Source organism: Pseudovibrio sp. POLY-S9, assembly GCF_001431305.1.
Taxonomy (GTDB): domain Bacteria; phylum Pseudomonadota; class Alphaproteobacteria; order Rhizobiales; family Stappiaceae; genus Pseudovibrio.
In genome coordinates, this window is record NZ_LCWX01000200.1 from 188,142 (window position 1) to 199,270 (window position 11,129).

The window sequence follows — 11,129 nt, forward strand, 5'->3', positions numbered from 1 at the left end:
ACCTCTGGCCGTGTCACCGGATTCGAGATTGTTCCACTTTCCGAGCTTCAACGCCCTCGTGTTGACGTAACCCTCAGAATTTCCGGCTTTTTTCGAGATTCGTTCCCACAACTCATACATTTGTTTGACGCTGCAGTTGCCGCGATTTGCGATCTTGATGAGCCTGATGATGCCAATCCTCTGGCGGCGCGGTACCAAGCTGAGCTTGGGGAATTACTGGCTAAGGGTGTTGAAGAAGGACAGGCGCGAAAGCGGTCTTCCACCCGGATTTTCGGCAGTAAACCAGGCGCTTACGGCGCTGGCCTGCAGGCGCTGATTGATGAGAAGCTGTGGGATAAACGTGCGGATTTTGCGGAGAGTTTCCTTGAATGGGGCGGCTATGCCTATGGCCGTTCGCAAGATGGCGAGCAAGCCAGGGACGATCTGATAACCCGGCTCACCCATGCTGATGCAGTGGTTCACAATCAGGACAACAGGGAACACGATCTCCTTGATTCTGATGACTATTATCAGTTTGAGGGCGGTCTGGCCGCAACTGTTGAAACGCTCAAAGGCGATGCTCCGCACGTCTACCACAACGACCATTCGCGGCCCGAACGCCCTGTCATTCGCACGCTTTCTGAGGAAATCGGGCGGGTTGTCAGAGGAAGAGCTGCCAATCCAAAATGGATCGCAGGCGTGATGCGCCACGGGTATAAAGGTGCTTTTGAGATGGCGGCCACGGTCGACTATCTCTTTGCTTTTGGGGCGACGACCAACGCCGTTTCTAACCATCATTTTGATCAGCTCTATGATGCATATCTTTATGATGATGAGGTGCGGGACTTTATTGCAGAGAAGAATTCTGCAGCGCTTTTGGAAATGACAGAGCGATTTTTAGAGATCATTCAACGAGATATGTGGGTGCCGAAACGAAACAGCGCCTTTGAGGACTTAATAGAGCTGCGACGCGCGCTCATGGATGGAGGGGAATAAGAATGGTTACCAAGGCTGACATGAGTGAAGAAGATCTGGACGCACGCCACGCTGAAAAGATGCGTAAGAAGAAGGCTGCGCGCGATAAGATCATGGCGACTAAGACCATCGAGAAGGGACTGCTGATCGTCCATACCGGCAAGGGGAAAGGCAAATCCACCGCCGGTTTCGGCATGATTTTCCGCAGCCTTGGTCACGGCCATAAAGTGGCTGTCGTACAGTTCGTGAAAGGTCGCCTGGAGACTGGTGAACGCATGGCATTGGATCGTTTCTCCGATCTCGTCACCATCAAACGCATGGGCGAAGGCTTTACCTGGGAGACACAAGACCGTCAGCGCGATATCACAGCTGCGCACGCTGCCTGGGATGCTGCAAAGGAGCTGATCAGCTCTCGTGAGCATAAGATGATTTTGCTGGATGAACTGAACATCGTGCTGCGTTATGAATACATTCCGCTTGAGGATGTCGTAGCCTTCCTTCGTGATGAAAAACCTGATGATGTTCATGTGGTTATCACAGGTCGCAATGCGAAGGATGAGTTGATTGAGATTGCTGATCTTGTGACTGAGATGGGCCAGATCAAGCATCCGTTCCGCTCTGGTGTGAAGCCGCAGGAAGGCATTGAGTTTTAAGTTGTGACGACATCTGTTTCGCAGAAAAGAAAGCCAGCCCTGATGATACAGGGTACCGGCTCTAATGTTGGCAAGAGCGTGCTTGTTGCCGGACTGGCGCGCGCTTTCACGCGGCGGGGTCTTTCCGTTCAGCCGTTCAAACCGCAGAACATGTCCAACAACGCTGCTGTCACGGCTGACGGCGGTGAGATTGGGCGGGCTCAAGCCTTGCAGGCGCGCGGCGCAAAAGTCGCGTTGAGCGTGCATATGAACCCTGTGCTTTTGAAACCTGAAAGTGACAGCGGGTCTCAGGTGATTGTGCAGGGCAAGCGGTTTGGTACGTTGCGCGGGGCGGAGTTTGGTCGGCAAAAAGGCACGCTTATCCAGTACGTTATGGAGAGTTTTGCTGAAGTTGAGTCAATGGCTGATCTGGTTCTCGTTGAGGGAGCCGGCTCGCCGGCTGAGATCAACCTGCGCTCCGGTGACATTGCCAATATGGGCTTTGCCGAGGCTGCGGATGTTCCGGTTGTACTGTGTGGTGATATTGATCGCGGCGGCGTCATTGCCTCGCTGGTCGGTACACATGCTGTTCTGGAAAGTGGTGAAGTAAACCGTATAAAGTCGTTTTTGATCAATAAGTTTAGGGGCGAGCCCTCACTGTTTGATTCAGGTGTAACGGCTATTGAAGAAAATACCGGTTGGCCGTGCAACGGTGTGGTGCCGTGGTTTGCGCAGGTGATGGACCTGCCTGCAGAAGATGCGCTGGACCTTTCTGAAAGCACCAGTCGCGGTAAGTTGAAGGTTGTGGTTCCAGTCATCAGCCGAATTGCAAATTTTGACGATCTGGATCCACTGCGCATGGAAGCGGATGTTTCGCTGGATTTTGTGCTCCCAGGTGAGGTGCTGCCAGCTGATGCGGATGTGGTTTTGCTGCCGGGGACCAAGTCCACCATCGGTGATCTTGCCTTCTTCCGCGCTCAGGGGTGGGACATTGATCTTTACGGTCATGTCCGCCGCGGTGGGCAAGTGCTTGGGATTTGTGGCGGCTACCAGATGCTTGGCAAAACTATTGCAGATCCTGAAGGCATTGAAGGTGATGCTGGCACCGTTGATGGGCTTGGTTTGCTGGATGTTGAAACGGTTTTGACAGCCTATAAGGAAACAACTGAGAAGACCGGGTTGCATGTCCCGAGTGGTGAGAGTGTCACAGGTTATGAGATCCATGTGGGGCGGACGTCTGGCCCGGATTGTGAGCGTCCCTTTGTTGATCTTGGAGACCATGTGGATGGTGCGATCTCGAAAACCGGCCAGATTTCAGGGTGTTATATGCATGGCATCTTTGGCTCAGATGCGTTTCGTGCGGCATTCCTGAAAGGGTTTGGGGCTGTTTCTCAATTGGGATACGAGCATCGTGTGGAACGGGCGCTGGATGGGCTGGCTGATCATCTGGAGCAACATCTTGATCTGGATGCGCTTTGGGAAATTGCTCAAAGCCGCATTAAATAGCTAAGGTTGCTGCGATCAGGAGTGCCAGGAGGGCGCTGGAAATTGCCATCAGTTTCAGTGCACCATCAATATCATCTGCATCCGCTATTTTGCGGCCTTTTGCGTTCATGAAGGGATCTTCAACACGGTATTCAGCATACTGGCGTGGGCCGGCAAGTGCTACACCGAGCGCCCCTGCCATGGCAGCCTCGGGCCAGCCTGCATTGGGTGAGCGGTGATTTTTGGCTTCCCTGAGAATGGTGGAGAGTGCTGTTTTATAGGCTCTACCGGAAATGAGTGCTGCGAGCACGATCAGCAGACCGGATAGGCGAGAGGCTGGTAGATTGATCAAGTCGTCAAACCGTGCTGAGGCCCAACCAAAGTCTTCATAGGCTTCGTTTTTATGGCCGATCATGCTGTCAGCTGTGTTGACGGCTTTGTAAATGAACAGCCCTGGTAGACCGAGCACGGCAAACCAGAAGATGGGTGCAACAACACCATCTGAAAAGTTCTCCGAGCATGATTCAATTGCTGCTCTGCTGACGCCAGCTTCATCCAAATACTCAGGATTACGGCCAACGATCATGGAGACTTGTTTGCGGGCTTCGGTAAGGCCAGAGTATCGCAGGGCATTGCGTACTCTTGCCACGTGCTGGTAGAGGCTTTTTTGCGCAATCAAAGTCATGCCAACCATTGCTGCCAGAATGTCACCAAATGGCAGGAAATCAAGCAGATACTGGAGTGCCAGCCCGGCAAAGCCAGCGCTGCCGATCAACAAGGCAAGCGTTAGAATGCCATTGGTTTTGCGAGCTGAGCGTTGGTGTTCCGGTTTGTTGTAGGTGTGATCCATATAGGAGATCAGCTTGCCAATCAGAGTGACTGGATGTGGTAGTCTGGACCACAGCCAGTCCGGATCACCAATCACGGCGTCAAGACAAATGGCAAGCAGAACGATCCAGAGCGTGTTTTCAAAGAGCAGCATGGTTTTCGACCGTCTGAACTGCGTTCTTGAATGCTTGCGTGAACCGCTGCCGGGCGGATTTGGATGCAGGCAATCCAAGGCGTAACCAGCTTTCGCTGTAATCGAACACGCGTGTCCAGATTTTCTCTTTCGCCAGTGCTGTGTGGAGCTGGTGAGCAGAAGGATGATCAATCAATAGATAGAGATTGGTGTGGCCTATGACTGATGTACCATGGTCTTGAAATGTCGCCCTGAAGATGTCCATTTCCGTCTTCAAAAACGCACGCATTTCTTCTTGCCAGTTCAGATCCGACAGAGCGGCGCAGCCAACATCCAATGCGGGGCCCGACACCGCCCAACTGCCCAACTGGTTCTGTAGTTTCGTTGTGATTGCTGTTGGACCAACAAGAAACCCTAGGCGCAAACCTGCGAGGCCGAAGAATTTGCCGAAGCTGCGCAAGACCAGAATTGGAGTGTCATTAAGCTCAGGAATGATCGAGGTTTCTGGATAAAGATCCATGTAGGCTTCATCAATGATCAGATAGCCGCCGCTTTCTTTTCTTTTATTCGCAAGTTCCAAAAGTTCGGTTTTTGAGAAAAGATGACCATCCGGATTATTTGGGTTCACAATCAAGAGGTGATCAGTCGCAGCGGTATGGGCTTCTTGAGCGGAAATGCATTGGACGGTCGCACCAGCAGCTCTCCAGCTTTCTTCGTGGGAAGCATAAGTTGGGCTGACGATTGCGATTGAAGAGCTGGCACCCAATAAATGCGGAAGCGCGGTGATTATTGCCTGAGTGCCGGGTGTTGCTGTGATGCCTGAGTGCGGTGCGACCTGATAAGCCTTTCGTGCAGCTGCAATCAGCGCGACTTCGGCTCTTTCGCTTGGCAGCTCTGCCAGACCGCGGAACGTGATGTGTTCTGCTGCTGGATAGGCAACAGGATTGATGCCGGTGGAAAGGTCCAGCCAGTCGCTGATCTCGCCGCCAAACTCAGCAATTGCCTTTGAAAGATCGCCACCATGTTGCATTGGTCTAACCCCGCTTCAAAACTTGATCCTGTTTTAGCGGGGCGACTGTGTGATTGCCATGAAATGCAGTGGTATTCTGCGTGTTTCAACAGATGTTCGGCGCAGAGTATGCAACAGGTTCATACCCATCAACGCGATTGACCTTGTTGATGTCTCCGCCAGCCCATTCCAGAACTTTGGGGTCCATTGTTTTGAACCACAGCGAGGGGATGGCCGCCAGTGCGAAGCAGCCGGGATATCCGCTAGGAAGGCTGGGTAAGTCCGGGAAGTTTCGCAGGGTTTGATAGGGGCGCAGCGGATTGGCGTGGTGGTCTGAATGGCGCTGCAGGTGGAACGTGCTCAGGTTTGAGAAGATGTGGTTTGTGTTCCATGAGTGGCGCGGCTGGCAGCGCTCGTATTTGCCATTCTTGTCCTTTTGGCGCAGAAGGCCATAGTGTTCCACATAGTTTGCCTGCGTCAGGCCATACCAAGCAACCACGCTTTGAATCGCCAGTAACAACAGAACCTTCCAGCCAAACAGGGCGGTGCAAATGCCAAAGACAATCAGGGTGATGGCGTAGCCTTGCAAGATATCGTTTTTCGCTGAGAAGGTGCTGAGGCCTTTCTTGTGCAAGCGTTCCTTTTCGTTTTGCCAGCCTCTGACGAACGCGCCTGGGATCTCGCGCCAAGCAAAGGCGTAGATGCTTTCTCCCATGCGGGAGCTGGCGGGATCTTCTGGCGTTGCCACGTACACGTGGTGGCCGCGATTGTGCTCAATGCAAAAATGACCGTAGCCGACGACTGCGAGGGCAAACTTGGCCAGTAATTGATCTGTCTTGTTGGTTTTGTGGCCGAGTTCATGGGCAAGCATGATGGTGCCAGAGCCGAACAAGCCTTTGCCAAAGGCAAACAGAGCAATCAGCCAAAGAGGGAGGTCATAGGTGCCAACAAGCCATACGCCTGCAAAAAGGTTGATCCATGAATATGGGACCAGCCAGTGCACGAGCCGGCTGTAATAAGGGTCTTCCGCCATCTGGATCAACACATCATCAGGCGGATTATACGGGTCTTCGCCGATCAGTGCGTCCAGACCGGGAATGACGATGAAGAAGTAAACGAGGGGAATGAACAGAGTTGCTGTGACATGCGTGTAGGCATAAAGCGCGACTGTGATGAGTGTGACGCTGCTGCTGGCAAAAGCAATCAGCCAGTAATATCGCTTTGCGTCCCTGAATGTTTTGAGTGTGCCCGTCTCATCTTGCGTTTTGAAAACCATCGCTCCCTCCCAGATGCTTGGTTTACCTAAGGGTAATCTAGCAGCTAATTAGGTCAAGTGAAACTCTGTTGTTTCGGGGTGTTTGTTCTGCATGCAACAACAAAGGGCTGCTTATTCGCTTATGAGGCAGGTTCTTTGTCGGTTTCCGGTGCGAGGATGCCTTCCATCGGCAAGGTTTTAACCCATGTTTTGTAACGCTTTTCCAGCTCGTCATAGTTCTCTTCGCACCCTGTTCTGAAATCAGGGAAACTGGGGCCGCGTGTCCATGCACCCCTTTCTGTTCCCTTCAGCATCCAGCCATTGCTAGAATGAAGGAAGAGCGTTGTGCTGAGGTTGAGGGCTTTGAACAGTTTGCGCGTAACCACGCCATGCTTTTGCAGCAGAATATCAAGCTTGATGGCTTTGATTTTCCACGGTGTCAGCTTGATGGGCGAGGGCTTGCCAGCTGCAACAATTGGAATGATTTCAGGGAGTTCCAGTCGCTCGGTGGGATAGAACTCTTTGAAGTTTCCTGCCGGGGATGCGCGATCCGGATTTGGGAGTTTGGGCCGATACCAACTGACGGTACTTGGGCTCTTAGAGGTTTCGCTTTCAATCTCAATGATCTGCAGAGACAGGATGTTGCAAACCGGTTGAAAGTCGAGATTGGAGCCTTTTGGAATCAGGATTGCTCGGCAATCCGGCCCGGGTTTGTCGCAGTGATAGGCGGTTTCTGCAGATTGAGAGATGACTTTTGCGTTGAGGCGCAACTTGGCCTCGATGCCAACCTGAAACCCATCTTTCTTCCTGACAAGCAGAATATCCCAGTTGCCCCACTCCGGGTAGGCGACCCACTCTTCGGGAAGCGTGTTGATGAAATGGGTGCACATGTCGCTTTCGGAGGCAAACTCGGCTTTGCGACGTCTTTTTTTACGGCGTTTGGGAGTTGAGCGCTTAGTCGGTTGATCAAGTGTATCGCTCATCGAAAATTGCCCTTTAAATCATCAGTGCTGCAATAGCCTGCTTGATGAGTTTAAATGGCAAATGGACACAGGAATACGTAGTGTGTTTGTTATTGCACAGGTTCTGGCGGTTTTGTCAGCGGAGTGGGGGCTCGTGTGTTGCGAATTTTAAAAAGTCCTATCTGGGCTCTTGATGCTTTGATGGGTCAAAAGTCATTTAAGAAGAATCCGATTATCGGAAGTCGCTGGTTAAATGAGCGTGGGTTTTATCTGAAGCGTGTGGCGTGGGCTGAAAAAATGGCTGCACTGCGCCGCCGTCAGATGGTGCGCCTTTTGCCAGAGGAAGATAAAGCGGTTTTTCATCGTAATGGATACGTAGTGAAAGAGAATTTCCTCTCCAAGGATGTTTTTGCGCAAGTTCAGGATGAGATTGCCACGAATGCGTTTGCTGCAAGTGAAATGCGGCAGGGGAAAACGGTGACGCGGTTTATTGGGTTACCACCTTCAGTGCTGAAAGACTTGCCCGGTCTGAGCAGGGCGGTTCGCGACCCGTATTTGCAAAATGCGATGCGCTATGTGGCGTCTTATAATGCGGATCCCATTGTGTTTTTGCATGCCGTTTTGTGGGACTTGGAAAAAACGAGGAAAGACCCGCAAACTGATTTTCATATGGATACATTCCACGCCACATCGAAAGCGTGGTTGTTTTTGCGCGATGTTGATGTCGCTGATGGGCCTTTTCATTACGTGCCGGGGTCTCATCGTTATACGCCGGAGCGGACTGCCTGGGAGTTTGAACAGAGCTTGAATGCGGTGCAGCACCCAGATGGCATGCATGCAGCGGGTTCTTTTCGAGCCAGTGAGGAAGATATTTTGAGAATGGGATATGATAAACCCGTCTGCTTTGATGTGTCGGCAAACTCACTGGTGATAGCTGATACACATGGGTTCCATCGCCGGGGTATTGCAACGCGCCCTGGTGCTCGTGTTGGCCTGTTCGCAGATTTGAGCCGTTCGCCCTACTTTCCATGGTCTGGGTTAGACTTACGCTCACTGCCAGGTGTGAAAGGGCGGCAGTCAGAAATTTATACGGGTTATCTGAATTTCAGGAGCAAGCTGACAGGAAAACCGAGCCATCACCGGGAGATTGGCCGCGTAAAAATAGACGCGCCACCGGTGTTGTAAAACGTGAGGCAAGACTGATTGCAAGGCGCAATTCTTCTACGCCCCAAAGGCAAAAAGGTTTTTACTATCAATGCAAAGGAAGAAAGATGGAGGCCTCTGCCGGAATCGAACCGGCGTACACGGATTTGCAATCCGCTGCGTCACCACTCCGCCAAGAGGCCCCGCTGTGGTGTGAGGGGCTTTTCTGATATTTGGGGCGGATAGTCAAGCGGGCAAATTAACTTTCCACGATCACTCTTGTGTAAAACACCGAAATCTATGGGGTTTACCTAAGTGAGTAGCTTTCTGGATGAGCCTCAGTTTTTCTTCCAGCATGGTGAAAAGGCTCGTATTTGCACCGCAAAGTTCAAAAATAGAAAAACAACAGAGGGAACTGTTTATTTTTACGGATATGGCAGCTTGTGTTTGTGGTGCATGAGCGATATTTCTCAGCCAAAGAATCTTGCGAGACAGTGAGGACAGGATGGTCAACTTCGCGGAACAAAGAACACTGATGGTCGACAATCAGCTGCGGACCAATGATATTACAGACCTGCGCATTATTGGTGCTATGGGCAAGGTGCCTCGCGAAAAGTTTGTTCCGGAAAACCTGCAGGAGCTGGCCTATATTGATGAAGATGTAGCCGTTGATGAAAAAGGCGAGCGTAAAATGCTCAAGCCGCACATCTTTGGTCGTCTTGTTCAGCTGGCTGATATCACTGCCAAGGATGTAGTTCTGGTGGTTGGTGCTGCCTCTGGTTATGGCGTGGCGATCGTTTCCTATCTTGCTGAGGCTGTTGTTGGTCTGGAAGTTGATGTAGCGCTGTCCGAGGCGGCTTCAGCGAATCTTGAACAGCTGGGCATTGAAAATGCTGCTGTGATTGATGGCGATCTGGCCAAGGGTTATGCGGCTGATGCGCCTTATGATGTTATTCTGGTGAACGGTTCCGTTGAAGAGCTGCCAGAAGCGTTAACTGCTCAGCTAAAAGACGAAGGCCGTCTTGTTGTGGTTGAGGGGGAGAGCAATGCAGGTGTTGCGCGGCTTTACACCAAGTCTGGCGGCAATGTGAGTTCTGTGTTTGCGTTTAATGCGCATGCATGTGCGCTTCCAGGATTTGAGAAGCCGGAAGTCTTTGAATTCTAAACGCTTGCAACTCAGGTATAGAAATGTGAGGCGAGGGGGAACCTTCGCCTTTTTTTGTTTTTCTGTGAAGTGTTGTGATGAATTTCCGTTTTCGTGATGTGAATTACAGTTTTGTCCCAATGCTGGTTTAAAGCACTTCAAACTCTGGTGGGGTAAAATAAGAACTGGCTGCTGCTGCTGTCTTTTCTATCAATGATGTAGAGATATCCACGTTTCAATCATTGGGTGAAAAAACGGTAGTAAAAACTTAATGGTTCTATTAGTGTGCCTCCGGGGAATGATATTCTGCGATTGGGCTAGGTAATTGTATCGATAAGATGTTGCCTGTTCGTCGCAGTATTTATTTTTTTCCAAAATCGGCTTGATCGCCGGTTTCGGAAAACGCCGAATAAGATATACATTTCGGCCAGTGTGTTGGGTTTGCGGTTCGTAAGATTGACCCTGTTTGAGGCATATAAAGTGGTTTCTCGGAAAACGTTAACGGGTGCAGTTGCAGTAGTCGGCTTGCTTGTGAGTGCTCAAGGCGCGAATGCTCTTTCAATTAAAGAGGCATTGGCTGCTACCTATCAGAATAACCCGACATTAAACGCATCACGCGCTCAGCTTCGTGCGACAGATGAAGGTGTGCCACAGGCTTTGGCCGGATGGCGCCCAAGCATTATTGCCAGTGGTAATTATGGTTACCAGTGGCAGGAGACACAGGGCACTAACCGAAACCGTAATGAGTATACAGCATCCTTGCAGGTTACTCAGCCGCTGTTCCGTGGTTTCCGGACTGTGAACTCTACCCGTCAGGCTGAAGCTATTGTTCGTGCTCAGCGTGAAGATTTGCGTACAGCAGAGCAGACTGCGCTTTTCCAAGCTGCGACCGCATACATGGACGTCATTCGCGATACCGCGCTTGTGTCTTTGCGTCGGAGTGATTTGAAATTCCAGGAAGAGCAGGTTCGGGCCTCTAAAGATCGCTTTAATGTGGGCGAAGGTACGCGGACGGATGTTTCTCAGGCTGAATCAGGTCGTGCTCGTGCGCAGTCCACACTGAACACAGCGCTGGCAAACCTGAACACAAGTCGTGCGATTTTCCGTCAGGTGATTGGCATTGATCCCAAAAACCTGAGCGCTCGCACCAATGTGACAAGCTTGTTGCCGAAGACTGTTTCTTCTGCAATCTCTATTGGTCAGGAAGAGCATCCTGCGATCCAGTCTTCTCAGTTTCTGGTTGATGCCGCTCAGTTTGCAGTGAAAACTGCTGAGGGTGTATTGCTTCCGACTGCTGATGTTCAGGGAACATTGTCCTATAGCGACAACAACCTTCCTGGCGTGTCTGGAAAGCCGACCAGAACAGCATCTATTTTTGGTCGTGTGACTGTTCCTATCTACCAGAATGGTAGCGAATACTCTGTTGTGCGCCAGTCTAAAGAAGATCTGGGCCGCACCGAGATTTTGGTTGATGTGTCCCGTGATAGCATCCGTGCTCAGGCGATCTCCTCCTGGGGGCAGCTGAATGCATCGATCGCTTCCATTACGGCAGCTGAAGCACAGGTTGCTGCGGCTCCGCTTTCT

The 11,129-nt window shown here is 51.3% G+C and carries 10 protein-coding genes and 1 tRNA gene; 6 read left to right on the forward strand and 5 right to left on the reverse strand.

What is annotated here, in order from left to right; genetic code table 11:
• The 3 genes from PPL9_RS20570 to PPL9_RS20580 form a co-directional block, all read left to right on the forward strand.
• On the forward strand, positions 1–975 hold a 975-nt coding region (locus PPL9_RS20570; protein WP_200962344.1), incomplete at its 5' end, for a cobaltochelatase subunit CobN.
• A 2-nt stretch (positions 976–977) separates the two neighbouring features.
• Positions 978–1,607 carry a cob(I)yrinic acid a,c-diamide adenosyltransferase gene (cobO, locus tag PPL9_RS20575; RefSeq protein WP_057464424.1) on the forward strand — a complete coding sequence of 210 codons (630 nt, stop codon included), beginning with the start codon at positions 978–980 and terminating at the stop codon, positions 1,605–1,607.
• A 42-nt stretch (positions 1,608–1,649) separates the two neighbouring features.
• Positions 1,650–3,092, forward strand: a complete 1,443-nt coding sequence (locus PPL9_RS20580; RefSeq protein ID WP_057464425.1) for a cobyric acid synthase — start codon at positions 1,650–1,652, stop codon at positions 3,090–3,092.
• Here the strand turns inward: PPL9_RS20580 and cbiB are convergent.
• The 4 genes from cbiB to PPL9_RS20600 form a co-directional block, all read right to left on the reverse strand.
• Entirely contained in the window at positions 3,085–4,053 is a 969-nt protein-coding gene (cbiB, locus tag PPL9_RS20585) for an adenosylcobinamide-phosphate synthase CbiB (protein WP_057464426.1), read from the reverse strand. The genes PPL9_RS20580 and cbiB overlap by 8 nt on opposite strands.
• The gene (gene cobD / locus PPL9_RS20590; RefSeq protein ID WP_057464427.1) at positions 4,040–5,062 is read right to left on the reverse strand and encodes a threonine-phosphate decarboxylase CobD; all 1,023 of its coding nucleotides are present in this window, start codon (positions 5,060–5,062) and stop codon (positions 4,040–4,042) included. The genes cbiB and cobD overlap by 14 nt, the downstream gene beginning before the upstream one ends.
• Positions 5,063–5,147: 85 nt before the next feature.
• Positions 5,148–6,317, reverse strand: coding sequence for an alkane 1-monooxygenase (locus PPL9_RS20595; RefSeq protein WP_057464428.1), 1,170 nt, complete (start codon positions 6,315–6,317; stop codon positions 5,148–5,150).
• A 119-nt stretch (positions 6,318–6,436) separates the two neighbouring features.
• Positions 6,437–7,279: a hypothetical protein gene (locus PPL9_RS20600; RefSeq protein WP_057464429.1), complete on the reverse strand. Its 843-nt coding sequence runs from the start codon at positions 7,277–7,279 to the stop codon at positions 6,437–6,439.
• 135 nt (positions 7,280–7,414) lie between these two features.
• Here PPL9_RS20600 and PPL9_RS20605 point away from each other — a divergent pair, with 135 nt between their 5' ends.
• Positions 7,415–8,443: a phytanoyl-CoA dioxygenase family protein gene (locus PPL9_RS20605; RefSeq protein WP_208989513.1), complete on the forward strand. Its 1,029-nt coding sequence runs from the start codon at positions 7,415–7,417 to the stop codon at positions 8,441–8,443.
• Positions 8,444–8,530: 87 nt separating this feature from the next.
• Here the strand turns inward: PPL9_RS20605 and PPL9_RS20610 are convergent.
• A tRNA-Cys gene (locus tag PPL9_RS20610) sits at positions 8,531–8,604 on the reverse strand.
• A 302-nt stretch (positions 8,605–8,906) separates the two neighbouring features.
• Here PPL9_RS20610 and PPL9_RS20615 point away from each other — a divergent pair.
• Together PPL9_RS20615 and PPL9_RS20620 are read left to right on the forward strand one after the other, a co-directional pair.
• Positions 8,907–9,566, forward strand: coding sequence for a protein-L-isoaspartate O-methyltransferase (locus tag PPL9_RS20615; RefSeq protein ID WP_057464431.1), 660 nt, complete (start codon positions 8,907–8,909; stop codon positions 9,564–9,566).
• A gap of 459 nt (positions 9,567–10,025) precedes the next feature.
• On the forward strand, positions 10,026–11,129 hold a 1,104-nt coding region (locus PPL9_RS20620), incomplete at its 3' end, for a TolC family outer membrane protein (protein ID WP_082597008.1).

Excerpts from the sequence above, each read along its gene's own strand:
- cobO (WP_057464424.1), top strand. The coding sequence starts at position 978 with ATGGTTACCAAGGCTGACATGAGTGAAGAAGATCTGGACGCACGCCAC.
- PPL9_RS20580 (WP_057464425.1), top strand. The coding sequence starts at position 1,650 with ATGATACAGGGTACCGGCTCTAATGTTGGCAAGAGCGTGCTTGTTGCC.
- cbiB (WP_057464426.1), bottom strand. The coding sequence starts at position 4,053 with ATGCTGCTCTTTGAAAACACGCTCTGGATCGTTCTGCTTGCCATTTGT.
- PPL9_RS20615 (WP_057464431.1), top strand. The coding sequence starts at position 8,907 with ATGGTCAACTTCGCGGAACAAAGAACACTGATGGTCGACAATCAGCTG.
- cobD (WP_057464427.1), bottom strand. The coding sequence starts at position 5,062 with ATGCAACATGGTGGCGATCTTTCAAAGGCAATTGCTGAGTTTGGCGGC.
- PPL9_RS20595 (WP_057464428.1), bottom strand. The coding sequence starts at position 6,317 with ATGGTTTTCAAAACGCAAGATGAGACGGGCACACTCAAAACATTCAGG.
- PPL9_RS20600 (WP_057464429.1), bottom strand. The coding sequence starts at position 7,279 with ATGAGCGATACACTTGATCAACCGACTAAGCGCTCAACTCCCAAACGC.